Raw genomic sequence first — 26,931 nt, forward strand, 5'->3', positions numbered from 1 at the left:
TCACCTCTCTTACAAACTGCCTTGCAATTCTCTTATGACGTAACCTTCTCCTACTTTTACAATAGCTTTTTTCCAACTGCGGGAATATCCTTCACTTCTTCCCAATCGTTTTGGTTTTGGCTTCATATTCATTACATAGACTTTTTCAACTTTTACTTTAAATATCATTTCAATAGCTTCTCTAATTTCTGGTTTTGTGGCATCTTTTGTTACCTCAAAGGTATATTTTCTCTCTTGCATCAATCCATAAGACTTTTCAGTTAGGATCGGCTTTATTATTATTTCGTAAGCTCTTTGCATCTCCATTAGCCGATCACCTCCTCTATTTTATTAACCATTTCCTTTGTAAGGAATATTTTTTCATTGTTTATTAAATCAAATACATTTAATCCATCGATATTAGTCTTTTTTTGGCCAGGATTATCTGCTATTAAAATCTTAACTTTTTGTAAGTTCCTCGCTGAAAGTTTTACATTCTTATATTGTTCTTGTTGATAAGGTAAAACCAACAATATTTTGTTATTTTCAACTTCAAATTTCTTTAGAATTTCTTTCATGTCTTTTGTTCGAGGCTTTTCCAACTTTATATCATCTAAAACTATTAGATTGTTTTCTTTGTATCTAACACTTAAAGCTGACTTCAAAGCAAGTTTTTTCATTTTTTTGTTTAAATCTTTGTGATATTTTCTGGGTTTAGGACCAAAAGCTACACCACCATGTCGAAAAATAGGCGATCTTATAGATCCTGCTCTGGCTCTTCCCAGATGTTTTTGAGGCCAAGGTTTTCTTCCCCCACCTCTGACTTCTCCTCTAGTTTTTGTTGAAGCAGTTCCAGCTCTTTTGTTAGTTAACTGCATGTCAACATATCTATAGAGTACATCCATGTTTGGTTCTATATTGAAAACTTCATCTTTTAATTCTAAGGTATCTACTTTTTCACCTTTTATGTTATATACATCTACCTGCGCCATAGCCTAATTGACCTCCTTACTCCGTTTTTGGGCGTTTAACTTTAACAGCTTCTCTTATTGTTACCAATCCGCCCCTCGCTCCTGGAACTCCGCCTTTGACTGCTATTAGATTGTTTTGAACATCAATGTATACTACCTCTGAATTTTGTATGGTTACTCGTTCGTTACCGTATTGCCCAGGCATCTTTTTCCCCTTAAAAACTTTTGCTGGATAAGTTGCGTTTCCAGTTGATCCTAAAGCTCTATGAAATTTTGAACCATGACTACTTTCACCACCACCAAAGTTCCATCTTTTCATAGCTCCTGAATAACCGCGACCTTTAGATTTGCCAACTAAATCAATCTTTTCTCCTTCGGAAAATATTGAAACATTAATTTCTTGTCCAATTTCATAATCGTCAGGATTTTCTACTTTGAATTCTCTTAAAATTCTGTAAGGTTTTACATCTGCCTTTTTGAAATGACCTAACAACGGTTTATTAGCCTTTCTTTCCGGTATTTCTTCAAATCCCACTTGTATAGCATTATAACCGTCTGTTTCTACGGTTTTCTTTTGTATTACTACACATGGTCCAGCTTTTATAACTGTCACCGGGATGGCTTTATCACCTTTATAAATACGAGTCATTCCTACTTTTTTCCCTAAAATACCTTTCATTTCTACACCTCCAGAGCCCGAATGATTAGTTTATTATATATAATAAACTTTATAAAGTATTCTTACGCCTTAATATCTACCGAAACGCCTGCTGGTATGTTTACCTTTAGTAGCTTTGTAACAGTTTCTGATGAAGCATTGTAAATATATATAACTCTTTTATGTATTATTTTTTCAAACTGTTCCATGGAATATGAATATTTATGAGGAGACCTGATAACCGAATAAACTGTTCTCTTATTTGGTAAGGGGATTGGACCAGATACCTTCGCTTCTGTATCTTTTACAGCTTCGATTATCTTTTTTGATGATTCATCTAACAATTTGTGATCGTAGCCTTTTAACCTAATTTTTATGTACTTACTGGCCATGGATTTTGTTAAACCTCCTTTACACTCAGTATTAAGGGGAGCTAAAGCTCCCCGAAAATAGCTTTTCAATTATTCAATTATTTTTGTTACTACTCCAGCTCCGACGGTTCTTCCGCCTTCTCTAATAGCAAATCTCATACCTTCTTCAAGAGCAACAGGATAAATTAATTCAACGGTCATGTTTATGTTGTCACCTGGCATTACCATTTCTGCTCCACTTGCAAATTCAACTAATGTACCAGTAACATCGGCTGTTCTGATATAGAATTGAGGTCTGTATCCTTTTGTGAATGGAGTATGTCTTCCGCCTTCTTCTTTCTTTAATACGTAAACCTCGGCATTAAACTTCTTATGAGGAGTTATAGAACCTGGTACAGCGAGAACCTGACCTCTTTTTACTTCATCTTTTTCAATACCTCTTAATAGACATCCAACGTTATCTCCCGCTTCACCCTCATCTAAAATCTTTCTAAACATTTCAACACCTGTAACTACGGTCTTTTTAGTTTCATAACTTAAACCAATTATTTCAACTTGATCTCCTGTGTGCACAACTCCTCTTTCAATTCTCCCAGTAACAACTGTTCCTCTTCCCGTAATGCTGAATACATCTTCTATAGGCATGAGGAAAGGTTTATCTGTTTCTCTCACAGGTTCTGGGAAGTAGTTGTCAACTGCGTCCATGAGTTCGTAGATTTTTTGTGTCCATGGGCCATCCGGATTATCTTCTTCCAAAGCCTTAAGAGCAGAACCTTTAACAACTGGAACTTCGTCTCCTGGAAATTCGTAACTGCTTAAGAGATCTCTAACTTCCATTTCAACTAAATCTATTAATTCTTCGTCATCAACCATATCAACTTTATTAATAAAAACAACTAATGCAGGAACGTTAACTTGCCTTGCCAATAAGACGTGTTCTCTGGTTTGTGGCATAACACCATCGGTAGCCGCAACAACCAAGATGGCTCCGTCCATTTGAGCTGCACCAGTAATCATGTTTTTTATGTAGTCTGCGTGCCCTGGACAGTCTATATGTGCATAATGTCTTTTTCCAGTTTGATATTCTACGTGAGAAACGTTTATGGTAATTCCTCTTGCTTTTTCTTCTGGTGCTTTATCAATTGCATCAAAAGGCGTGAAATCTGCTCCACCTTTGTAAGATAAAGCCTTAGTAATTGCTGCGGTTAATGTTGTTTTCCCGTGGTCTATATGGCCAATGGTTCCTATGTTCATATGCGTCTTTTCTCTAACAAACTTCTCTTTAGCCATCTTTCAATCTCCTCCTTGTAATTTTCATTTAAAACTTCTAAGAAATCGCTTATTTTGTAAACTACTATTCTCTACCTAATATTTTTTGAGTTACTTGTTCAGGAACTTCGTCATAATGAGAAAATTGAACCGAGCTTGTTGCTCTACCTTGAGAAAGTGATCTCATTATAGTTGCGTACCCAAACAATTCCGATAAAGGAACTTTTGCTTTTACAATTCTAGTGTTTGTTCCTCCAACAGTTTCAAAACTTTCAACTCTACCTCTTCTTGAATTCAAATCTGCTATTATATCTCCAAGATATTCTTCTGGTGTTGTTACATCTACTCTCATAATAGGTTCTAATAAAACGGGTTTTGCTCTTTTTATAGCATCTTTAAAAGCCATCGATGCTGCAATTTTGAAAGCCATTTCAGATGAATCAACTTCATGATAAGATCCATCGAAAACTTCAACTTTAATATTTACCATTGGATACCCGGATAAAACTCCATCCTGCATACTTTCTTTTACTCCATTTTGTATAGCTGGAATATATTCTTTGGGTACTACACCACCGACAATTTTATCTACAAATTCAAAATCTTTTTCCCCATTTAAAGGTAAAGGTTCTACTCTAAGTTTAACATGACCGTATTGACCTCTTCCGCCTGTTTGCCTTATATATTTCCCTTCTGCTTCTGCAGAAAGTTTTATTGTTTCTTTATACGCTACTCTAGGTTGACTTACTCTAACGTTTACTTTAAACTCTCTTTTTATTCTTTCTATTATGATTTCTAAATGTAATTCTCCCATTCCTGATAATATAGTTTCACCAGTTTCGTGGTCGACATAACTTCGCAAACTTGGATCTTCTTCTGTTAATGAATTTAATGCTTTACCCAGTTTTGCTTCATCATCTTTGGTTTCTGGTTCAACGGAAACAGAAATTACTGGTTCAGGAAAATCAACTTTTTCTAAAACAATATTTTCATTAACATTGGAAAGAGTGTCCCCGGTGGAAGTATCCTTTAAACCTATTAACCCGACAATATCGCCAGCCCTTATATAATCAACTTCTTCTCTTTTATCAGAATGAAAAAAGACAAGCCTTGAAACTCTTTCAGTTTTATTTTTAGAAGTATTAGTAACATAACTTCCTTTTTCCAATGTTCCAGAATAAACTCTTGCAAAAGTTAACTTTCCAACAAATGGATCCACCATTATTTTAAATGCCAAAGCGTAAAAATCTTCATTTTTTTGAGGATGTATTTCTTTTACAAATTCACCAGTTGAATTTTCGAATGCCTTAACTGGAGGCATATCTAATGGTGAAGGCAAATAGTCTATTACAGCGTCTAATAAAAGCTGTACTCCTTTATTTTTAAATGAACTTCCACAAAAAACTGGAACGATTTTATTTTGAATAGTGGATTTTCTTATAGACGATTTTAATTTATCAAGAGGTATTTCAACTTCTTCTATATATAGTTCCATAAGCTCTTCATCAATTTCCGCAACAGCTGCTACTAAATCATCCCTCTTTGTTTCACAAATGTCTTTTAAGTCATTAGGTATCTCTTGCTTTTCAATAACAAGTCCGTTTTCATCTTTCCAGTACAGCGCTTCCATTGTTAGTAAGTCTACTACACCCCTAAAGTCTGATTCTGAACCTATAGGTACTTGCATTGCAACAGGATTTGCGCCTAATTTTGTTTTCATGGTTTGTACTGCAGCAAAAAAATTAGCACCTATTTTATCCATCTTGTTCATAAAAGCGATTCTTGGAACTTCATACCTATCGGCTTGTCTCCAAACAGTTTCAGACTGAGGTTCAACACCTACTTGAGCATCAAATATTGCAATAGCACCATCTAAAACGCGTAGAGACCTTTCAACTTCTACAGTAAAATCAACGTGCCCTGGTGTGTCAATTATATTAATTCTGTGTTCTTTCCAAAATGCAGAAGTCGCAGCTGAGGTAATAGTAATACCTCTTTCTTTTTCTTGATCCATCCAGTCAGTTTCTGTTGTTCCATCATCAACGTTTCCTAATTTATGTTTTGTCCCCGTATAAAATAATATCCTTTCGGTCGTTGTCGTTTTTCCCGCGTCTATATGTGCAATGATTCCTATATTCCTTATTTTATCTATGGGGTATAATCTCTCTTTCAACACAATCCCTCCTACTTGGTTGCACTAAGACTACCATCTAAAGTGAGCAAAGGCTCTGTTAGCTTCAGCCATTCTATGAACGTCTTCTTTCTTTTTTACAGCTGTTCCTGTGTTGTTGTATGCATCTATCAATTCTTGGGATAATTTACTTACCATATCTCTTCCTTTTTTAGATTGTGCGGATGTAACAATCCATCTAATTGCTAAAGAGGTAGCTTTTTTTTCTTCTACTTCAAAAGGAACTTGATATGTTGAACCTCCTACCCTTCTAGATCTAACCTCAATCAATGGTTTTACGTTTTGAATAGCTTTATGAAACGCTTCTAAGGCATCCTCTTTTGTTGCTTGCGCTAATCTTTCCAAAGAGGAGTACACAATTTTTTGAGCTAATGCCTTTTTACCGTCATACATAAGTCTGTTAATGAATTTTGATAGTAATACATCCCCATAAACTGGATCTGGAACTACTTCCCGCTTTTCAGCAGTTCTTCTTCTCATTTAACAAAGTACCTCCTTATTAAGCCTTTGGTTTTTTTGTTCCATATTTACTTCTGCTTTGCTTTCTTCCTTCAACTCCAGCTGTATCTAAAGTTCCTCTTATTATCTTATATCTTACACCTGGTAAATCTTTAACCCTACCACCTCTTACTAAAACATTGGAATGTTCTTGCAAGTTATGCCCTTCTCCGGGTATGTAACAAGTAACCTCTATCCCGTTAGATAGTTTTACTCTGGCAATTTTTCTTAAAGCGGAGTTAGGTTTTTTTGGAGTCATAGTAGATACTCTTACACAAACTCCCCTTTTTTGAGGATTACCACGTAAAGCAGGAGATTTAGTCTTTTTCTTTGCTGTCTTTCTACCGTATTTTATCAGTTGATTAATAGTTGGCACTTATATTTCTCTCATTCCATGGAATAAACCAAAAGATGACCCTTGGAACGAGAGTTCACCTCCTTTAATTTTTATTGTTTAATTTGGGCTAAAAAATCTTTTTGAAAACAAAAATACCAGTGGATATTCTACATTATTGAACCTTAAATAAAAATTAATTATATATAACAATTTAAATAATTTATGTTATTTATTAGTTATTCTCAACCGATTGATCATTTTTTCGGGAATTTTTTTGATAAAATCATTTTCTTTCTTCACAAAATAAAACGAATTTCTGATATAAGGATTAGAAGTCCCGGTTGACTGTTTTATAATGTAGAGCTCATTTTTTGCACGGGTAACTGCAACGTAGAATAATCTTTCTTCTTCGTCCAATTTATTTTCTTTTATCGCAAGTCCATTTGGAAAATCACCCGGATTGACAGATATTAATATAACAACTTTCCATTCAAGTCCTTTTGCTCCATGTATAGTTGTTAAAGTCAATTTGTCGTTGTTTTGTTCTTTTTGCGAATTAATAATTGATAAATCTTCACTGAGTGTTAAATCCTCAAGAAATGTGTTAATTGATTCATAACGAGAGGCAATTTCAATAAATCTCTCAATATCCATAATTCTAGTTTTGGAATCAGAATAGGTCAATAAAGAGTACTCTTTATAAAAATCTGAATATATTATTTCTATAATCTCATTAGGAGCATCCTCTCTTCTTTCAAAGAGCTTAATCAATAAATTTTGTGGTGTTTTAAAGTTTTTTAGTTGATTACTGTTTTTAATTATTTCTATTATGTCTTTGTCGGTTTCAATGATCTTTTTTTCAATTTCTTCATATATTCTTGATGATGTTTTATTTCCAATTCCAGGAAACAACTTTAATATTCTTGACCAAGAAATTTTGTCTAAAGGATTGTTTATGACTTTTAAAAAAGCTAAAATATCTTTTATATGAGCAGTTTCAATGAATCTTAATCCTGAGAGTATTCTATAAGGTATGCCTTTGGAATCAAGTTTTTGCTGAAGAACCATGGATAATGAATGAGATCTATATAGAACCGCAATATCTTTAAAATTCATTCCTTCTTCTATTTTATCCTTGATTATTTTTGCTACTACCTCAGCTTGATCTAAATCATCAAAAGTTTCGACAACATAAGGTTTTATGTGTGTTTTTCTTTTTGGTTTTAGAACCTTTTTAACAGAGTTAGCAGGAATTAGATGATTTACAAATTCAACAATATCGGCTGTACTTCTATAATTACTTTGTATCTTAAAGATATTTGTTCCTTCTTCTTCTATGAATTCTTTTATATTTTTAAACAGAGCTCCTCTGAATGAATAAATGCTCTGAGAATCATCTCCAACTACTATTAAATTCCCGTGAACAGAGGAAAGTGCTTTTACTAATTCTATTTGTATTTTGTTGGTATCTTGAAATTCATCAACTAATACATATTTAAATTGACTAGAGACTTTACTTAATACTTTTGGTTGAGTATGAAATAACATAAGTGTATTTACTAAAAGGTCATCGTAATCCATTGCATTCATGTTTCTTTTTAGTTGGGTGTATATACTCCATATTTGTTCTATATCTGATTCAAAATTAAGTAGATAAGGCGATTTTTCATATATTGCTTCTCTTAGTGACGTTAGAGTATTACATGAATAGCTTATGATTTTCATTATAACATCTTCTTTAGGAAGTTTATACCCATCAGTTATTTCTTTCAAATAATCTTGTTTTGCCATTTTCAATAAATCTTTTGCATCTTCTCTATCAAGAATACTGTAATTATTTTTATAATCCAAATATGAGGCATATTTTCTTAGTATCGAATTACATACATGATGAAATGTTCCTGCGAGCATCTTGTCGATATTCCTTTTAGTTACATTTTTTACTCTTTCTATCATTTCTCTTGCTGCTGCTCTTGTAAAAGTAACTAGTAGAATATTTTCTGGTTCTATACCTCGATAAATTAAATAAGCTATTTTATATGTTATTACCCTAGTTTTGCCCGAACCAGGACCAGCCACGATAATTGATTTGCCTTCTGCTTTAAGCACTGCCTCTAGCTGCTCTTCGTCGAGTTGGTCTTTTAAAAATGAGGGAACCTCTTTTTCTAAAAAAAGAGAGTTTTTCCCTTGATAGTTTTGCATTAATTACACTCCTATTAAAAATCATTCTTTTCTATCATATCGCTTATTTCTTTTAATTGCAAACTTCTTGTCGGATGTCTTAATTTTCTTAAAGCTTTTACCTCTATTTGTCTAATTCTTTCTCTAGTCACGTTGAAAAATGCTCCTACTTCTTCAAGTGTTTTCATTTTTCCGTCTAATAAACCGTATCTCATTTTTAAAACAGTAGCTTCTTTAGGTCGTAGTGTTTCTAAGACCTTTTCTATCTCTTCCTTGAGAATCATTTTTACAGCAATTTCTTCAGGTTTATCTGCCTCTGTATCTTCCAAAAAATCTCCTATATATGCATCCTCTTCATCAGTTCCACCAATTGGGGCATCCACTGAGATAATTTCTCTTGTTGCTAATAATATCTCATCCATCTTTTCCAATGGTTTATCAAGCAATTCTGCTAATTTTTCTGTTGAAGGATATTCCCCTGTTTCTTGTAAATGGTTTCTGATTACCATATTCATCCTATTTATAGTTTCAACCAAATGAACAGGAATTCTTATAGTTCTTGCTTGATCAGCTATAGCCCTTGTTATTGACTGCCTAACCCACCATGTTGCATAGGTCGAAAATTTGAAACCCTTTTTCCAATCAAACTTTTCGACAGCTTTTATCAGTCCAATATTCCCTTCTTGAATTAAATCTAAAAAAGTTAACCCTCTACCTGTATACCTTTTTGCTATACTTATAACTAACCTTAAATTGGCTTTAATTAACTCATCTTTAGCCTTTTTATCTCCCTTTTTTGCCCTTATTGCTAATTGCCTTTCTCTAGAGGGGGTTAAAAGTTTTATTCCTCCAATTTCTCTTAAATATATTTTTATTGGTTCATTAACTGCAAAATTGTCATATATTTGTGTTTCACTATCCTGGAATAACTCGTCTATATTGTCGTTTAAAATACTTACATCTTCTGTATGAATTCTTTCTTCACTAGATTCAATTATTTCAATTCCTTCAGATTCTAATTTTTCATAGATTTTTTCCAAAAAGTGACTGTCAATTACATCTGATAAACTTTGAGGGATACACTCGTCTATGTCTTGATAATTAATAGTATTATCATTTTTTTTGGCTATTTGGATAAGATTCTCTAATCCTTTTTCAAGTTCTTTGATATATGGTTCTTTTTTTCTTTTAACTCTAATTTTATCTTTACCAACAACCTCAATTTTTTCAATTTCTTCGATTATTTCAGAAAAATCTACTATTTTTTTAACTTTTTCCATTTGTTGGTTTACCTCCATAGCTAGCTTAATTAGATCTTTTGTTATGTGAAGAAAAGACGTTAGTTAATTACCTTCAACTTAGAATACAATTTTACGATTTGGGATGTAATTTCAGTCTTCTCTGATAGATTGGTAGTTTGATGAAGTTTTTCTTTTAGTTCTTCGATTTGTTTAATGATTTTTTCTCTCTCGATACTTTCCTTCAAGGAAGAAAGAATTCTATCAGGATTAAAATAATATTCTATTTTCCATACTTCTACTATTAATTTACTTAATTCCTCTGATGAATTTTCAAGTAAGAAACCTATATCCTGTTTTTGGGCAATTAAAGAAAAAAATTCTTCAAGAACAGCATAGTTAAAATCTTCCTCATGGAAATAATTTTGTAAAATTTCTCTATATTGAGGATGTTTTACCCATAAATATAGATATGATTTTACAATATCGTATTTAATATCTTTTTCTACATAAACACTATCTTTAGGTTTTATATTTGATTCATTGTTTGCTGAAAAATTTACATTGACTACTTTTGACATTCTTTCTAGAATCTTTTGTACATATATCGTACTTTTTTTAGTTTTATCAGCTATTTTTTCAATAAAACTTTCTAAATAACTGATTCTCCCAGATTTTTCAAATTTTCTGTACCAAATTGCCATGTCTTTTAAATATTTTTCTAAAGCAAAATCATTATTAAGATCATACTTCTGTGAATAATAATCAACTATAAATTCATAAAATTTGTAGGAACTTTTTAGAAGCTCTGCAATGTATTTCTCATCATGCTTTTTTGTTAGCTCATCCGGATCTTTGGCGGGATACGTTGAAACAGCAATTTGAAAATCTTTTGGATACAAAATATCTATTGTGGATAGTGTAGCCTTTTTACCAGCCTCATCCATATCAAACATAGATACAACTTTGTTAGTTGATTTAACTAGCCCAACAGCATGATCTTTAGTAAAAGACGAACCTAAAATACCTACAACGTTTTTAAATCCGAGTCTGTACATTGAGATTACATCAAAATAGCCTTCTACCAAAATTGCGAAATCATTTTCCTTTATAAATTTCTTGTTTTTGTAATACATATACAGAATTTTAGATTTTTTAAAGTAATTATTTTCGGAAGTATTTAGATATTTGGGTATATTTTCTTCTTCTTTTATAATCCGTCCAGAAAATCCTACCAGTAGTCCATCATTATCTCTGATGGGTATTATCAAACGATTATGAAAGAATTCATTACCTTCATTATGAATTAACCCTGCTTTAATCGCAATTGTAGTGTCAATTAATTCTCTTTCTAAAACTTTTTTAACATCTGAACCTGTTGCAAATCCTAACTCAAACTCTTTTGCTAAGTCCTTACTTATTTTTCTGTTTTTTAGATACTTCCATACTTCATGATAAGAAGGCAGATTGAGTAAATTTTCAGTATATAGTTTTGAAACTTCCTCATTCAAACTTATTTCTTCTGGTATTTCTTTTTTTGTGAGATCAATTTCAACTCCAGCATATTGAGCTATTTTCTTAAGTGCTTCTAAGAAACTTATTTGCTCATATTTTTCTAAAAATGTTATTACATCACCATGTGCTCCACAACCAAAACAATGGAAAGTTTGTGTCTCGGGAAATATATAAAATGAGGGTGTGTCTTCTGCATGAAAAGGGCACAAAGCAGCATAATTTTTCCCTTTTCTTGAAAGCGATAAATAAGAATTGACGAAATCAACTATATCAACTTTGCTTTTAATTTCGTCAATTTTTTTTCGAACATTATCATAATTTTTATCCATGAAGCTTCACTATTCCTTATAAAGCATGAATAAATGATAAAACATCTATCTTTTGGAAAATTGGGGTCTTTTCCTTGCTTTTCTTAATCCGTATTTCTTCCTTTCTACCTCTCTTGGATCTCTTGTTAATAAACCCTCTTTTCTTAAGGAAGATCTTAAAGATTCATCATAAGATAACAAAGCTCTTGCAATACCCAATTTTATGGCTCCAGCTTGACCACTTAATCCTCCACCATTTACTCTAATTACCAAGTCAAATTGACCTTTTAATCCTGCTACTTCAAGAGGTTTTAAAGCTTCTATTTCCCATACCTCGTTACCTCTTAAATATTCAGCTAATTTATTGTATTCTTTACCGTTAATTTTAATCTTACCCTTACCAGGTCTTAAGTGTACCCTAGCTATAGCTGTTTTTCTTCTACCTGTTCCATAATAATCAATAAATTCAGCCATTCAAATAACCTCCTGATTAAATATTTTCCAAATTGATTTCTTTTGGTTTTTGTGCTTGATGTGGATGCTCTGGGCCTGCGTAAACTTTTAGTTTTTTTAACATCTGTTTTCCTAAAATAGTTTTTGGCATCATCCCTTTTACTGCTAATTTAATTACCCTTTCAGGATGCTTTTCAGCCATAGTTTTAAATGGAATTTCTTTAAGCCCTCCGGGGTAGCCGCTATGTTTTCTATATATTTTATCTTCTCCTTTATTACCAGTAAGCTTTATCTTTTCAGCATTGATAACTACAACAAAATCCCCAGAATCTATGTGTGGTGTATAAGTAGGTTTGTGTTTTCCTTGTAAAATCTTAGCGATCCTTGAGGCTAACCTTCCAAGGGTATAATCGCTTGCATCAATAACGTACCAATCCCTTTGGATTTCTTCCTTTTTAGCCATATAGGAAGGTGTAACTAATTTTGAATTCAATTCGATAACCTCCTCAGTTTTTTTTGTTAGTTTGAGCAAAACTAGTAATTTTTGTTTTTTTCAAAAGAAAATGCGATATAGAAGAATTTGCAAAAAACTTTATAAAATTAAAAAGTAATACTAAATAAAAAAATAGTTGCAAACTAATCCCCATATTACTCACAAATTGAGGTGTAGCTTGATTTGTATACACCGGTATTGCCAGATAGAAATTCATGGCATAGGCTACCATTCCAGTTATTAAAGACGATATCAAATAATTTAGCCAAATGTTCAACTTCAAATAATTTCTTATAACATATAAAGTAGAAATAAAAACTGTTCCAGCAACAAAATTCATAAAAATACCTATTAATCCACCGTCGCCAGCTCTAAAAATGAAAAGAAAGCTTTTTACAAGCAATGTAAAAAAACCCGGTAAAAAACCATAACCCATTGTGACAAGTATTATTATACTATCACTAGGATCAAATTTTAAAAAAGGCAACAAAGGTATTATAGGAAATTCTATAAATGTCAACAAAAATGAAAGTGCTCCAAAAATCCCTATAACTGCTACTCTTCTACCATGCACTTTACTTTATTCCTTCTCTGGATAAACACTAACAAACTTTCTGTTAGCTTTTCTTTCAAACTTAACTTTTCCTTCAATCTTAGAAAAAATCGTGAAATCTCTACCAACGCCAACATTCTCTCCTGGGTGTATCTTGGTTCCTCTTTGCCTAATTATAATGGTTCCTGGGTTAACTTTTTCTCCCTCTGATGCCTTTACACCGAGATATTTTGGCAAACTATCTTTTTTATTCCAATCAGAACTTTTCTTCGCAAAAAGTTGCAGATCCAATTTCATAATTCATCTGACCTCCACTTTAAGATTTCTTGGGTAATCGTTAGATATTGATATCAAACTTTTAATCAAGTAGTCTATTAATACCTTTGATACTTCAGTTTCGTTCCTAACTGTTATTTTCAAATAACCTTTTTTCTTTTCATAAGTACCCAAACCTTCGTTTTCAATTATTTCAGCGACGTATTGGGTTAAAATACTTACTGCACTACAAACAATATCATTACCTGCAGATGCAAATAAAGCATGACCTTTTATTTCTATAGTAGGCATCCTTTTTGAATATAATACCTTAATCATTAAAATTTAGCCTTCAATTTCTTTTATTTTTAAGGCAGTATACTGTTGTCTGTGACCTTTTTCCCTTTTGTAATTCTTTCTTCCTTGAAATTTTATTATTTGAATCTTTCTATCTTTACCATGCTCCAATACTTCAGTAATAACTCTTGCCCCTTCAACGTATGGTTTGCCACTTTTTCTTTCTTGATCGTTGTTAATATATACCACTTTGTCTAAAACTACTTCATTCCCAGGTTCTACATCTTTAACCTTTTCTGTGTAAATAACTTGCTCTTTTTCTACTTTGTATTGTTTACCATTAAAATCTACAATAGCGTACACAGATGCACCTCCCAACTTATCATAATTTTCTAAAATCCAATTGCCTATTTTACCATTTAAATAATCTCGAAACATTAATTATTTGTAAATTTTAAAAAAATAATGTAGTAAGGCGTTAATTAATGAATTTTTCCAAAATTCTTGCCTGATCAGGATATACGAATTTAATCTGTTGATATATATTTTTTAATTTTTCTTCTTGTTCTATGTCTAAAGAAAGAGTTTTCAAATAATTTTCTAAATCATAGCCATTTTGTATAAAACCATACGGATCCTCAAAAAAGTCTATTAAATTGTTTGTTTTCCATTGTTCTATTTCCTCTACTACGTCTGGATAAAAATACTTAATCTCTTGGAGAGCATCATTGACTTTCATTTCTAACTCCTTGAAAGAATAATCAAATTTTATAGAGTTTAGATAAGTAATTACTTCACTCCCAGTTGATATGAATTCTATAGGATTATCAAAAAATGAAACCTTTTGTTGCAAGGCATCTAAACTTAGATAAACATACACTTCATCTTTATGTCCAAAATACAATATTGAAGTGGCTATATCTCTAGCTATAGGAACCGCATTTGATGAAGATAATAAATCTTCTCCCTTAACCATCGTTGATAAACTTTCGCTTCCTGTATATCCAATAAACCAAGCTGATAAATCAGAAGTTCCTGTTTTACCGTGTAAATCTAAATCTACTATATTTGCTCTTCTACCAGTTCCTTCCAAAACAACTCTTCTTAAAAGATTATTTATTTCTGAGAAGGCTTGGTTAGATATGTCGGTGATTCTGTTTTCAATTTTGGGATACCTTTTATATATTAAATTCCCTTTTCTATCATAAACTTCCGAAATAATATAAGTTTCAGGTATAAGACCATAATTCGGAAAAATGGTGTAAGCCTTTGTTAACTCATAAGGGTTTGTTTCTACAGTCCCCAAAGAAATAGTCAAATCATCTGGATAATTACCTTTTAATCCTACATCAGACACTAAGAAATTTTTTATACTTTCAATAGATTTTTGTGGGGAAATATCTATATGCATTGCTAAATAAATAGAAGGAATATTAATTGAATCAATTAAAGCTTCTTCTAAAGTAACTGTTCCTCTAAAGGTTTTATCAAAATTCTGAGGTTCCCAATCTCCGAATTTCATAGGCTGATCAGGTAATTTTGTATCTTTATTGTATCCTTTTTCAAGGGCTAAGAGATAATAAAAAGGTTTTATTGCTGAGCCTATTAATTGGTTAGAATAAAAAACATCGTATTCTCCGCCCCAAAAACTCAAGATTTCACCAGTTTTGTTATTTATCAAAAGTGCAGAAGAATCCGAATCCAAAGTAACTGAATCATAAATTCCTTTGTTGATAGTAGTTTTTACTGTGTATCCACCTCCAGTTAAACCAAGACTCTGTTCTTCCGCTTTCACTTTGTAAACCAGATTCAAATATTTATCTTTATAGGGAGGTGGATCAAAACTTATGTTTTCGATTTCTTTTTTTATTTCCTCAGTATTTTCAATAAAGATATTTTTATCAGGTAAAGAGTTTAAAACAATTAACCCTTGTTCTTTTGCTCTTTCTGGATATCTGTACGGATTAAATATTTCTGGTCCGTTTATTATTCCAATTAGAATAAACATTTCTGCGTAACTCAAATCTTTTACTTCTTTGCCATAATATCTTTGTGAGGCTGCTCCCACACCTGATATATCGTTTCCTAGATAGACGCTGTTTACATAGGCTTCCAATATTTCTTCTTTAGTGTATGACCTTTCAAGAAAAAAAGCGAGCATTATATCCATTATCTTTCTTTTATAAGATCTCTCATTGGTTAAATATACAGTTTTTGCTAGTTGCTGAGTTAACGTACTTCCTCCCTGAACAATAGATAAATTTCTTATGTTTGTTAAAGCCGCCCTTGTCATAGCCTTTATATTTATTCCATTGTGTTCATAGAACTCTCTATCCTCTGACCATAACAAAAAATATAACATCTCCACAGGTATATCTTCTAATTTGACATATTTATATTTAGTTGGTAAAATAACTTCTTGGTTATCAAATAAATAAGTGTTGTAGTTGGAATCTACCAAAAATATAGAAAAAGAGTTATTATAATAATTATATATATAAAAAAATATTAATAAAAAAAATTGAAATACCTGTAATGAAACCGACAGCAAAGCTCCTAATAAAAACCGCCTCCAGAACTATTATACATAATTCTTTCATTTATTTAGTGTAATAAAGATAATAGACTAAAAAATATCATACCATATTTCAATGATATTTTTTCTAAATCTGTGATAAAATATGATTAGAAAATTCTGAATCTAGAATATATAGTTCTATACTTTATTATCCATTGTTTGAAATTAAGAGTATACATAAACTGTTCTTTTTGTTTAGGATAAAGCCAAAAAAAGTTAATTATATTGACAAAGAACAAAAATAAGGATGTAATACTCAAACGTATAATAGTTTCTGTTTGAAGTTTATACTAGAAAAAATATTTAATTTAATTGTATGTTTTTAGGAGGTTGAATATTATGTCAGGACATAATAAGTGGGCAAATATTAAACACAGGAAAAGCGCTCAAGATGCAAAAAGATCTCAAATGTTTACAAAACTGATAAGGGAATTGACTATTGCTGCAAGAGAGGGTGGCGGTGATCCAGAATCTAATCCTCGTTTGAGAACAGCTATAGAAAATGCAAAAGCCGCTAACATGCCAAAAGATAAAATAGAATCTGCTATTAAGAAAGGAACAGGAGAGTTAGAAGGTGAAGAACTCAGTGAAATAATGTATGAAGCCTATGGCCCCGGTGGAGTAGCCCTTTTAATTTCTGTTGTTACTGATAACAAAAATAGAGCTGCCCAAGAGGTTAGACATGTTCTTTCAAAGTGGGGAGGTTCTTTAGCTGAATCAGGTGCTGTTTCTTGGAATTTTGAAAGAAAAGGTTTAATTACTGTACCAAAAGAAGAAGTGGAAGATATTGATGAATTAATGATGATGGTAATTGATTCGGGAGCAGAGGATTTAAATGAAAATACGGATCCAATAGAAATAGTAACAGCTCCTGAAAATCTAACTCAAGTCAGAAGTACTCTAAAAGAGGCTGGCTTCACTGTATCAGAAAATCTTGCATTTTTGCCAAAAACCTCTGTTAAATTACCAGAAGAAGACGCAGAAAAATTATTGAAACTCCTTAATGCCTTAGACGATATGGATGACGTTCAAGAAGTTTTTGGGAACTACGAAATAGATGACGAAGTTATGGAAAGATTAGCTGCCAATCTTTAAGTTGATAAATGGGGACAAAGAGTCCCCGTTTTAAATTACTTAGAGGGGAAAATAAAAATGAAAAAATTCTCCTTTTTTTTAATCTGTTTTTTTTTGATAAGTGTTTTTTCCTTTGGGGAAGAATCAAAGATATATCTTATTAGTGATTTCAACCCCTCCTTTAAAAATAAATTAATCTTTGATTTGAAACTAGAAGATGTTTATGAATCAAAATTAAATTTTGATTTTGCAATCTTGCCTAACAAAGTGTTGTTTTCGGGAGTTGAAGATATAGTCAGATATTTTAGTTTTGACCAAGCTGGTTTTGAATTCTCTTATAGAAACCCTGCTGAAAGAAATGATCCTTATTTCTTAATTAATAATTACAATGGCTTTACTATGATTCTTGATGATTTTCTTGTAATGACTTTTGATGAACCAACATTAGGAATTGTTTTTCAAGAAGGATTTTTAGGCGCGTCTTTTTGGGCTAAAATATCTGATATCTCAGATTATAGATTTTCTCTATCCCTTAGCTCTTCGAATAAGTTAGGTTTTTCTTTAGGCTTTTACCAAGAATTAGAATATTATTTTAGAGTAGGAGATTTGTTATTTTCTTTAAACAATAAGACTTTAGAAAGTGTTTATATTTTTAATTCAGAGTACTCATTAGAATATCATGCTGACACAGGTCTTTTAATAGTTAACTCTATTTTTTTCGAAAAAAACAAAGAGAATTTCTATTTCAGAGTACCTATTAATAAAAATCTGTTTCTCACTTATTCGAACTTGGGACTGGGCATTTCCTTTTACCTAAATATTTTAAGGAATTAAAATGATTAATAAAAAAACGGAGGAAAAATCGTGGAATTTTATTCGTCCCCTTTTGATGATAATGATTACGAACTTTTCTTAAAAAAACTAATAAAACATTTTAATCTTGATCTAACTGGTTATAAACAGCATAGAGTAAGAAGAAGAACAGACCTTCTATTAAGAAAACATAGGGTTACTTCTTATTCAGAGTATTTCGATTTATTAAAAACCCACAAAGACATATGGGAAGAATTTTTAGACAAGCTTACTATCAACGTTACTGAATTTTTTAGAAATCCTGAAAAATGGGAATATTTAAAAAAAGAAATTCTACCTGATTTAATTAAAGAAAGTATGGGAAATTTAAAAATTTGGAGTGCGGGATGTTCCACTGGTGAGGAACCTTATACAATTGCAATTTTATTAAATGAAATGGGAAATCTCAACAAATCGACAATAATAGCTGCGGATTTTGACGAAGGGGCATTGAAAAAGGCAAAAGAGGGAATTTATGACCAAAAAACCTTAATTAATTTAAACGATTCTTTTAAACAAAAATACTTTAACAAGTTAGAAAATGGCAACTACCAAATCAAGGATTTCATAAGAAAAAGGGTTAATTTCAAACAAATAAACCTACTTTTAGATAATTTTGAAAGTAATTTTGATTTAATTGTATGTAGAAATGTAGTTATTTATTTTGATACAGAGGCTAAAGATAAATTGTACAAAAAATTTGGTGATGCCCTCAAAAAAAATGGAGTTTTATTTGTTGGGTCAACTGAAAGAATTTTTAATCCAAAAGATTTTCATTTAATATCTATTGCGCCCTTTTTTTATAGAAAAAACTAAGTTCCCAAGGAGGAAAAGAAATGGAAAACATAAAAACTATGACGATGGAATGGACAGGAAAAAGTCTAATATTAATTGATCAAAGATACTTACCTCTAGAAGAAAAATACATAGAATGTAAGAATTTTCAAGACGTTGCTGTTTCTATTAAAGATATGGTAGTAAGAGGAGCTCCCGCAATAGGTGCAACAGCTGCATTTGGTTTTGTACTTGGGGCCAAAGAATTTATTAATATCTTAGACAAAAAACTCTTCTTAAAAAACTTAGAAAAAACCAAAGAAATTTTATCAAAAACCCGACCTACAGCGGTTAATTTATTTTGGGCCTTAAATAGAATGGAGAAAGTTTTAAAAGAAAATATAAACAATAAAACAATAAATGAGGTTACTAAATTATTAGAAGATGAAGCCCTAAAAATCGCATATGAAGATATCGAAATAAACAAAAAAATTGGGAAAAACGGTGAAGCTCTTTTAAATGACGGTGATACTGTTTTAACCCACTGTAATGCTGGGGCATTAGCAACAGTGGATTATGGAACAGCTTTAGGAGTTATTAGAGCCGCCGTTGAAAATGGGAAAAATATAAAAGTCTACGCTGATGAAACAAGACCTTACCTTCAAGGTGCAAGATTAACCGTTTGGGAATTAATGAAAAGCGGTATTAAAACCACTTTAATATCCGATAATATGGCAGGTTGGGTTATGAAACAAGGAAAGATAAACGCTGTAATAGTTGGAGCGGATAGAATTGCAAAAAATGGTGATGTTGCAAATAAAATAGGAACTTATTCTGTAGCAGTTCTTGCCAAAAGGCACGGTATTCCTTTTTATGTAGCAGCACCACTTTCAACTATTGATATTGAAACAAAAAATGGAGATGAAATACCTATCGAAGAAAGAAACAGCAATGAAGTCAGATATTGCCATAAAACACGTTTAGTTCCAGAAGAAGTGAATGTTTATAACCCAGCTTTTGATGTAACTCCAAACGATTTAGTTACTGCAATAATCACTGAAAAAAAGGTAATAAGATCCCCATATGAAAAAAATATATTAGAACTTTTTAAATGAGTTCTAAATTAATAATATTTTGAGGTGTGATTTTACCTTGAAAATACTTGTGATAAGCGATTTACATATTCCTATTAAATTAAATATTCAAACTCTAAATAAATTAAATATTAACACTTATGATCAGATATTTTTGCTTGGAGATATAGCAAAAATAGAGGTGTTAGAGTATTTAGAGAATCAAAAACCTATTCTTCAAGCTGTTTATGGAAACATGGATGATTTTTATATAAAAAATAAACTCCCAGAAAAGGTTACTTTAGAATTGTTTGATAAGAAAATAGGACTTATTCATGGTCATCAAACGGGGCCTGCTGTCCCAAGTAAACTTTTGAATTATTTTAAGAAAAAATTAGATATTATGATTTTTGGACACTCACATTATCAAGAAAAACTAGAAATTGAAGATACGATTGTTTTTAATCCTGGAGCATTCTGTGAAGGATATTATGCAGAAATAATTTTTGAAGATGAGAAAAACTCTTTGAATATAAATTTTTTCAATATTTGAACTTGTTATTCTATATATTTTAAATAATTTTCATAAATACAATTTCTCTTAACAATATTTGAATAAACCTTTCCAATACTTCTTAAAGTCACGTAATCATTTTTAAAATTTTTTTCATATATACCTTTTGCCACCTGATGATTAGCCAAAGGATGATCTATCAAAGAATTATAAGAAAATCCCAGAATTTTAGAGTTATTTTTTAATAGTTTACTAATTTTATATAATCTTTCTATTAATTGCCTGGATTTCAAACTCTCATCCAGGCTTTCTTCTATACTATCACTAATAATTATTGGTAAGTCGTATAACTCAGAAAATTTTTCTATAATTTTCTCTGGAGAGTTTTCATTAGTTTTGTTTTCTTTTTCTAACTCTGTTTTTTTAAGGTTGCTTATCAACGTATTATATTCATCGCCATTCTTTGAATGGTCACCAAAATCAAACTCAACAAAATCTAACTTATTGTCTTTAATAACAAAAGATGAAGAATCTTTCTGCTTACTACTTTTTACAATTTCATTGATAAAATTAAAATCTATAGAATTATTTCTATTTATATCAATTTCCTTGCATATTGAAACTTTAGCAAAAGAATTAACTCTTTTAATTACTTGAACAATTTTATTATATATATCGATTATCTTGTCTAAATCAATAATCTCATCAGAATTACTTTTATTGCTATTATAAATAAGATTATATGGTTCTTTCCAAATAGAATAATATTGAACTCTTGAATCTAAACTACTCAGAAATTTCTCCAAATTGTCTAACAGAATTTTCCTAGTATCTTCATCTTCGAAAATGTCTATATTAAAGCTTAAAAACCATTCTGGATTTATAAGATTTATAAAAGGTTCAATTTCTCTTTTATAAAGTTCTTTGATAAAGTTGTTATAAATTTTTGAACAAGTAGAAACGTCGGAAAATAACAATTCGGAATCTATGCTAAAAAAGAAAGAATTAAGAGCTATCTTATCAATTAAAGATAGCTCTCTTAATAAATCTTTCTGAAGATTTATTATTTTTTCTTCAGTTGAAATATTAACATTTTTCTCATCAAATAAAGATAATGTAGATTTTACTCCCCAAAAAAAGGATTTTGGAAAATATATTTCTTCTAAGATAAACACCTTCTTTATTCATACCTTAAGGCTTCAACAGGGCTTAATTTGGAGGCTTGGTTAGCTGGATAAATTCCAAAAAACAAACCTATAGCTGCAGAGATCCCAAAAGATAGGACTATAGATTTCCAAGTTATCAAAGCGTTTAATCCAAATGCTCTACCAAAATAAGCGATTAGACTTGACAGTAATCCGCCTAATATCATACCTATTATACCAGCTACTATAGTTAAAATTACACTCTCTACTAAAAATTCAAGAAGTATTCTGCGTCTTGTAGCTCCTATTGCCATTTTTATACCTATTTCTCTAGTTCTTTCTTTTACCGATACCAACATAATATTCATTATACCAATTCCACCAACTACAAGAGAAATTGCAGCTATACCAACAAGTATTACATTCATAATTCCGGTTATTTGATTTACTGCTTCTAAAATCGCATCCTGACTTAATATATTGTATTTATCTTCGTCTTGAAATTTCCTATATAAATAGAAATCAACACCCATTGTTGCCAAATCGGCAGATTTTTCATCCACTGCAGACACAAATAATTGACTAGTTCTTCCATTCATATGAAACAACCTTGTGTCAGCAACATTATGAGGAATTATAACCATATTATCTACATTGAATAAAAGCCTACTTCCCGTCTTTTTTATTACCCCAACTACTTCAAAAGATATTTTTCTACTTCCAGAGCTTCCGCTTTGTATGACATTAATTCTTTCTCCCACAACATCTTGCCTTCCAAATATTTTATCAGCAATATTATAGCCAACAACAACCGTAGATCTTAATTGTTCCGCATCTGATTCATCTATTCGCCGGCCATAAGCTATTTCCAAATTCATTATATCAAAAAAATTAGGGAAAACACCAAATACTGATGCCGAAGTGGTTTTTCCGTCCCTTTCTACCGTAAGATTTGAGTTTAAAACACCGGTAGCGTTTTGAACTCCTGGAACCATATTTTGAATATTTATAGCGTCTTGAAATTCCAAAGGTTGTGCAGCAAATCTAGAATATGCTTGAGACGAAACCATTATAATATTAGAACCTAAGGAAGATACTGTATTATTAATTTCGGCTCTTGCACCGTCTCCTATTGATATAATTGTCATAACTGCCCCTACACCAATTATTATTCCAAGCATCGAAAGAAAGGTCCTTAATTTATTAGAAAGTAAAGATCTTATTGTCTCTTTAAGTATTTCCAACTGCATTCACCTCTATAGACTGAATCTTACCATCTAAAAGTCTTACAATTTTTGATCCTTCATCTAACATCCTCATATCGTGTGTAACAACCACTAAAGTTTTACCCATATCGTTCAACTTCTTAAATATTTCCAATATTTCTTCGCCACTTTTAGTATCTAAATTTCCTGTAGGTTCATCTGCTAAAAGAAATGAAGGATCATTAGCCAAAGCCCTTGCTATTGCAACTCTTTGTTGTTGCCCTCCAGAAAGCTGCGTAGGTCTGTGATCCAATCTATTTCCAAGACCTACCAATTCCAGCTGCTCTTTGGCTATTTCTCTTCTTTTTTTGGGGGGAATTCCTGAATATATTAAAGGTAATTCTACATTCTCAACAGCACTTAATTTTGGTAATAAGTTGAAACTTTGAAATACAAAGCCTATTCTCTTATTTCTTACCTTCGCCAAATCTCCATCTTTCATCTTTGAAACTTCAACATTTTCAATGAAAATTTCCCCTTTTGAGGGTTTATCTAAGCATCCCAGTATTTGCAACAATGTAGATTTACCACTTCCAGATGGACCTATTATAATTGCATATTCCCCATTTTCAACATCAAAAGAAACTCCTTTAAGCGCTTCGACTTTTACTTCTCCCATATCGTATATCTTCCATATATCTTTTAATTCCATTACTGACATCAAAATCCACCTCTTCCAAAACCTGGTGAAGGATTAGAAGGAACCCCCGAAGTTGGCATAGGAAATCCCATAGGGAAATTATAATTTTGCATTATTCTTTGCAAGTCAGATTGAGAGGGTAAAATCAAAACAACATCTTTTGTTGAAAGACCTTCAACCACTTCGACCATGCTATCTGTTTCTCTTCCTGTCTGAACTCTGACAGGTTCCATCCCACCTTCTGCTGTTTTTTTGTAAACAATTTTAGTTCCGTCAGGTCCATCATGAATGGCGTCCTTAGGAATTGCAACTGTATTCTCTAATCTTAATATTACTATCTCTACATCTGCGGTTATCCCAGAAATTAAAGAGTTTTGAGAATGTTCGTTTGTAAATTCGATTTCTATCGGTACAACTACGACCCCCATATCTGTTGTAGAGGTTGAACTAATCCAACTAACTTTTCCAGCTAACTCCGTATTCATTGAGTCAATTGAAATTTGAGCCTCCATTCCTTCTTCTACAAAAGGCAGATCTATTTCATCAACAGCTGTTGTTACTTTCAAATTATTAACATCAACTATTGTAAATAAGACAGAATTTGTACCAACCAGATCACCTTCGGAAATATTCACTTCGTTAACTATACCTGACACCGGTGCTTTTATTTCGGTGTTTTCCAAGTTCTTTCTGGCCTTTTCTAACTGTAATCGCTTTACTTCTTGCATCCTTTCTCCTATATTCGTTGAAGACTCATAATCATTCAGCGCATTTAAATACGCTATCTGATAATCAAGATCATCTATCTTTGCTATAACTTGGCCCTTTTGTACTTTGTCTCCCTTTTCAACATATACTTCTACTACTTCTCCTGATACTTTTGGAATAACTAACTCAATTTCCGCTTTTATATTCCCTACAACTTCTATAGAATCTCCTATTTCTCCTGATTTTACTTGGTATTCTAAATATACAGGAGGAATTCCACTCGATTGATTTGTTTGTGTAGTATTACCAGTTGGAAATATTACTATCCATATAACAACAACTATTGCTATTATTACTATCGAGCCTATCGTTATCTTTCTTCTTTTTTTCAATTTTCATCACCCCATATTTGTACATAATATTGCTGCATGATTCTTAATTCGTTCACCAACAAATTATTTTCTGTATTCTCTTTTGTAAGTTGAGTTCTTTGTAAATTGATTTCAGACATATCTAAATCTTCCTTTGTTATATATCCCTTATTGTATAAATCTACATTTTTGTTGTATTCATCCAAAGCATTATCTAAATCAATTTGATTTATATTCAAATCATAATTCAACGTCTTGGTATTAGTTTCAAGACCTCTAACAGTTTCTTCTATCTTTTTTACACTTTCATCATACGTCAACGTTGCTACATTTGATTTCATTGTATCAGATGCTAGTTTTCTTTCTCCTTTATCTAATATAGCCAACTGAAATCCCACACTTATACTCCAGTCATTATCATCATTAAAAGGAGAAAAAGACAAACTTACATTATTAAATGGTATATAAGGTATAAACCAAAAGTTCTTTTGGATATTTGATGCTTCTTCTTGTAGTTTCAAAGCTTTTAAATCTAACCTTTCTTCTATGTTTTTTGAATAACTCTGATTCGAATTTACTATGCTTTCTACTATATCTTTTGTTTGGTTATATAGTTCTTCTGAATACTCAAAATATTCTAAACTTGCATTACTTGATTTTAAACCTTCTAACGTTTTTTGAGCGATCAGAATCTGCTTTTCTATGCTTTCCTTAAGATCCTCGTCTGTAGCCGCTTGATACTGATTATGTAATATCTCTAATTCCCGTTGTGATAACTCTATCATTTCTTGATTGTAATACCTGCTGAATATGTCTTGAATAGTATCGATAAAAACATTCATTTGAGCCATATAATAATTTGAAAGCGCATTATAATAACTTGCCTGTGTGTTTAACCTATCTACCCGGTCTAATTTTGTTAAATCACGAGAGAGGATTAAAGATATCTGCTTTTGTAAGTCTTCATCCCAAGGGAATTGTACATCAAAGTCATCAAAAATTATTTGAAAAGGAAATGAAAGCGCTAAACTTGCTCCCCAAACCTCTACGAAATTTGTATTCAATGCAAAACTATATCCTTCTATCCCCCCATCTTTATCAAAGACAAGACCTCCAATTGTTATTGGTTTTCCTGTAGTTGGATTTATTTCTGTTTTAATCGTATCAACAGACAAGCTCAAATAAGGCACAAAAAAATTGTCTATCTTTTCCATTTTTATCTTTTCATTTTTTAAATTTAACTCAGCTTGTGCAAGCGACGAACTTTTATTTAAATTTTCATTATATAACTCTTCGAAAGTCGTGGCATACAACATTAAAGCTCCTGTAAGTAGGCTGAGCGTTAAAATCAAAAATTTTTTCACAATCCTACCTCCTCAGGGCTCCTTCCTGTATCTATTAGGTAGTTTATATAAACTTTAATATAATTCTTTAAACTATCATAATAATTTTTTTGAGCTGTTAAGTAATTTATATTTGCTGTATTTAATTCTATCTCAGATACTAATCCCTTATCGAATCGTTCTTTTGTATCGTTGTATGTGCTTTGAGATAAATCCATTCTTTCTTTCAGATTTTGTAGAGTTTTGTAGAGAGTTTCTATTGTGTTTTTTGTGGTTTTATGAGCATCAACAAGGGTATATTGTAAATCTTCTAATGTTAAAAGATTTTTTTGATGTGTAACTTCTGCTTTTCGTCTATCGTATTGAGAAACATTGTATGGCAAATTATTTAAATCGTATTGAGACATTTCTACATTCAAAGAAACTAACTTTAAATTATAATTTTTGGCTAAATATTCTTCATCAGTTACAAATAATCCTTCATATTCAGGGATTTTTAATTCTATTTGTTTATAATCTTTGTTATATACTTTTTTCAAATTATCCAGGGCTGTTTCTAAATTCAATTGTACAGTTTCTAAGTTAGTTTGTGCGTCTTTTACGTTCAATTCAGAGTTTTTAAGACCGTCGTTAGAAATTAACCCTCTATCGTACAAAGCCTTATTATTATTGTAATCAATTTGAGCATTTTTAAGTTGTAAATTAGCGATTTTCAAATTTACTTCTTCAATATAAACATTCAAAACACGATCCAAAATATCTGAGTAATAATCTTTCATTGAGGTATTGTAACTTGAAAGTCCATTGTAAAAGGCAAGTTCTGATGCTAATTCTGCCTTTTTGTTCACTGCTTCTATCTTTGATTTTTCATAATCAAGATTAGTAATTTCAAGATCCGCTTGTGCTGTTTTATATATAGTGCTATTTGCCTTTGATGTATCAAACACCTCTGTTAAGTTTGCTGAAAATACCCCAACAACTAATAGTAAGGTAACACCTAATAATGAAAACTTTTTCATGTTTTCAT

At 31.4% G+C, this 26,931-nt stretch carries 29 protein-coding genes; 5 read left to right on the forward strand and 24 right to left on the reverse strand.

Annotated elements, in window-relative coordinates:
* Positions 1-9: 9 nt before the first annotated feature.
* The 18 genes from rplW to PW5551_RS04185 form a co-directional block, all read right to left on the reverse strand.
* Positions 10-300: a 50S ribosomal protein L23 gene (gene rplW, locus PW5551_RS04100; protein ID WP_370445908.1), complete on the reverse strand. Its 291-nt coding sequence runs from the start codon at positions 298-300 to the stop codon at positions 10-12.
* 5 nt (positions 301-305) lie between these two features.
* Positions 306-971 carry a 50S ribosomal protein L4 gene (gene rplD, locus PW5551_RS04105; protein ID WP_113074532.1) on the reverse strand — a complete coding sequence of 222 codons (666 nt, stop codon included), beginning with the start codon at positions 969-971 and terminating at the stop codon, positions 306-308.
* A gap of 16 nt (positions 972-987) precedes the next feature.
* Complete coding sequence (rplC, locus tag PW5551_RS04110; RefSeq protein WP_113074533.1) at positions 988-1,629, reverse strand: 50S ribosomal protein L3; 642 nt, start codon at positions 1,627-1,629, stop codon at positions 988-990.
* Between the two features lie 62 nt (positions 1,630-1,691).
* Positions 1,692-2,000 carry a 30S ribosomal protein S10 gene (gene rpsJ, locus PW5551_RS04115; RefSeq protein ID WP_113074534.1) on the reverse strand — a complete coding sequence of 103 codons (309 nt, stop codon included), beginning with the start codon at positions 1,998-2,000 and terminating at the stop codon, positions 1,692-1,694.
* Positions 2,001-2,069: 69 nt separating this feature from the next.
* A complete protein-coding gene (gene tuf, locus PW5551_RS04120; protein ID WP_113074535.1) occupies positions 2,070-3,269 on the reverse strand; it encodes an elongation factor Tu in 1,200 nt (399 codons plus the stop codon).
* Between the two features lie 64 nt (positions 3,270-3,333).
* The gene (gene fusA, locus PW5551_RS04125; RefSeq protein WP_113074536.1) at positions 3,334-5,421 is read right to left on the reverse strand and encodes an elongation factor G; all 2,088 of its coding nucleotides are present in this window, start codon (positions 5,419-5,421) and stop codon (positions 3,334-3,336) included.
* Positions 5,422-5,451: 30 nt separating this feature from the next.
* Entirely contained in the window at positions 5,452-5,919 is a 468-nt protein-coding gene (gene rpsG, locus PW5551_RS04130; RefSeq protein WP_113074537.1) for a 30S ribosomal protein S7, read from the reverse strand.
* A 19-nt stretch (positions 5,920-5,938) separates the two neighbouring features.
* Entirely contained in the window at positions 5,939-6,313 is a 375-nt protein-coding gene (gene rpsL, locus PW5551_RS04135; protein WP_113074538.1) for a 30S ribosomal protein S12, read from the reverse strand.
* Between the two features lie 186 nt (positions 6,314-6,499).
* Positions 6,500-8,476 (reverse strand): ATP-dependent helicase, encoded by a 1,977-nt coding sequence (locus tag PW5551_RS04140; RefSeq protein ID WP_113074539.1) that lies wholly within the window; start codon positions 8,474-8,476, stop codon positions 6,500-6,502.
* 14 nt (positions 8,477-8,490) lie between these two features.
* Positions 8,491-9,735 (reverse strand): RNA polymerase sigma factor RpoD, encoded by a 1,245-nt coding sequence (gene rpoD, locus PW5551_RS04145; RefSeq protein ID WP_113074540.1) that lies wholly within the window; start codon positions 9,733-9,735, stop codon positions 8,491-8,493.
* Between the two features lie 59 nt (positions 9,736-9,794).
* On the reverse strand, positions 9,795-11,537 hold the full coding sequence (gene dnaG, locus PW5551_RS04150) for a DNA primase (protein ID WP_113074541.1): 1,743 nt from the start codon (positions 11,535-11,537) through the stop codon (positions 9,795-9,797).
* Positions 11,538-11,582: 45 nt separating this feature from the next.
* Positions 11,583-11,990: a 30S ribosomal protein S9 gene (gene rpsI, locus PW5551_RS04155; RefSeq protein WP_113074542.1), complete on the reverse strand. Its 408-nt coding sequence runs from the start codon at positions 11,988-11,990 to the stop codon at positions 11,583-11,585.
* Between the two features lie 16 nt (positions 11,991-12,006).
* Positions 12,007-12,432, reverse strand: a complete 426-nt coding sequence (gene rplM, locus PW5551_RS04160; RefSeq protein ID WP_113074587.1) for a 50S ribosomal protein L13 — start codon at positions 12,430-12,432, stop codon at positions 12,007-12,009.
* Positions 12,433-12,475: 43 nt separating this feature from the next.
* On the reverse strand, positions 12,476-13,036 hold the full coding sequence (locus PW5551_RS04165; protein WP_113074543.1) for an ECF transporter S component: 561 nt from the start codon (positions 13,034-13,036) through the stop codon (positions 12,476-12,478).
* A 6-nt stretch (positions 13,037-13,042) separates the two neighbouring features.
* Positions 13,043-13,312 (reverse strand): 50S ribosomal protein L27, encoded by a 270-nt coding sequence (gene rpmA, locus PW5551_RS04170; RefSeq protein WP_113074544.1) that lies wholly within the window; start codon positions 13,310-13,312, stop codon positions 13,043-13,045.
* Positions 13,313-13,315: 3 nt separating this feature from the next.
* Positions 13,316-13,609 (reverse strand): ribosomal-processing cysteine protease Prp, encoded by a 294-nt coding sequence (locus PW5551_RS04175; protein ID WP_113074545.1) that lies wholly within the window; start codon positions 13,607-13,609, stop codon positions 13,316-13,318.
* A gap of 6 nt (positions 13,610-13,615) precedes the next feature.
* Positions 13,616-13,930, reverse strand: coding sequence for a 50S ribosomal protein L21 (gene rplU / locus PW5551_RS04180; RefSeq protein WP_113074546.1), 315 nt, complete (start codon positions 13,928-13,930; stop codon positions 13,616-13,618).
* A gap of 115 nt (positions 13,931-14,045) precedes the next feature.
* Entirely contained in the window at positions 14,046-16,028 is a 1,983-nt protein-coding gene (locus tag PW5551_RS04185) for a transglycosylase domain-containing protein (protein ID WP_146738325.1), read from the reverse strand.
* Positions 16,029-16,484: 456 nt separating this feature from the next.
* Here PW5551_RS04185 and PW5551_RS04190 point away from each other — a divergent pair, with 456 nt between their 5' ends.
* From PW5551_RS04190 to PW5551_RS04210, 5 genes are read left to right on the forward strand one after another with little or no spacing between them, the layout of a single operon-like run.
* Entirely contained in the window at positions 16,485-17,240 is a 756-nt protein-coding gene (locus PW5551_RS04190) for a YebC/PmpR family DNA-binding transcriptional regulator (protein ID WP_113074548.1), read from the forward strand.
* 57 nt (positions 17,241-17,297) lie between these two features.
* A complete protein-coding gene (locus tag PW5551_RS04195; protein ID WP_113074549.1) occupies positions 17,298-18,053 on the forward strand; it encodes a hypothetical protein in 756 nt (251 codons plus the stop codon).
* A gap of 30 nt (positions 18,054-18,083) precedes the next feature.
* Positions 18,084-18,887, forward strand: coding sequence for a protein-glutamate O-methyltransferase CheR (locus tag PW5551_RS04200; protein WP_233488431.1), 804 nt, complete (start codon positions 18,084-18,086; stop codon positions 18,885-18,887).
* Between the two features lie 20 nt (positions 18,888-18,907).
* Positions 18,908-19,960, forward strand: a complete 1,053-nt coding sequence (gene mtnA, locus PW5551_RS04205; protein WP_113074551.1) for an S-methyl-5-thioribose-1-phosphate isomerase — start codon at positions 18,908-18,910, stop codon at positions 19,958-19,960.
* Positions 19,961-19,997: 37 nt separating this feature from the next.
* Entirely contained in the window at positions 19,998-20,471 is a 474-nt protein-coding gene (locus tag PW5551_RS04210; RefSeq protein ID WP_158526132.1) for a metallophosphoesterase family protein, read from the forward strand.
* Positions 20,472-20,476: 5 nt separating this feature from the next.
* Here PW5551_RS04210 and PW5551_RS04215 read toward each other — a convergent pair whose 3' ends face one another.
* From PW5551_RS04215 to PW5551_RS04240, 6 genes are read right to left on the reverse strand one after another with little or no spacing between them, the layout of a single operon-like run.
* A complete protein-coding gene (locus PW5551_RS04215; RefSeq protein ID WP_113074553.1) occupies positions 20,477-21,607 on the reverse strand; it encodes a hypothetical protein in 1,131 nt (376 codons plus the stop codon).
* 5 nt (positions 21,608-21,612) lie between these two features.
* Positions 21,613-22,821, reverse strand: coding sequence for an ABC transporter permease (locus PW5551_RS04220; RefSeq protein WP_158526133.1), 1,209 nt, complete (start codon positions 22,819-22,821; stop codon positions 21,613-21,615).
* A complete protein-coding gene (locus PW5551_RS04225; RefSeq protein WP_370445906.1) occupies positions 22,808-23,506 on the reverse strand; it encodes an ABC transporter ATP-binding protein in 699 nt (232 codons plus the stop codon). The genes PW5551_RS04220 and PW5551_RS04225 overlap by 14 nt, the downstream gene beginning before the upstream one ends.
* Positions 23,503-24,582, reverse strand: a complete 1,080-nt coding sequence (locus PW5551_RS04230) for an efflux RND transporter periplasmic adaptor subunit (RefSeq protein ID WP_113074556.1) — start codon at positions 24,580-24,582, stop codon at positions 23,503-23,505. The genes PW5551_RS04225 and PW5551_RS04230 overlap by 4 nt, the downstream gene beginning before the upstream one ends.
* Positions 24,579-25,925 (reverse strand): TolC family protein, encoded by a 1,347-nt coding sequence (locus tag PW5551_RS04235; RefSeq protein WP_113074557.1) that lies wholly within the window; start codon positions 25,923-25,925, stop codon positions 24,579-24,581. The genes PW5551_RS04230 and PW5551_RS04235 overlap by 4 nt, the downstream gene beginning before the upstream one ends.
* Positions 25,922-26,923 carry a TolC family protein gene (locus PW5551_RS04240; protein ID WP_113074558.1) on the reverse strand — a complete coding sequence of 334 codons (1,002 nt, stop codon included), beginning with the start codon at positions 26,921-26,923 and terminating at the stop codon, positions 25,922-25,924. Before PW5551_RS04240 ends, PW5551_RS04235 begins: the two co-directional genes overlap by 4 nt.
* Between the last annotated feature and the right edge of the window lie 8 nt (positions 26,924-26,931).

It is taken from the genome of Petrotoga sp. 9PW.55.5.1, from assembly GCF_003265365.1.
Taxonomy (GTDB): Bacteria; Thermotogota; Thermotogae; order Petrotogales; family Petrotogaceae; genus Petrotoga.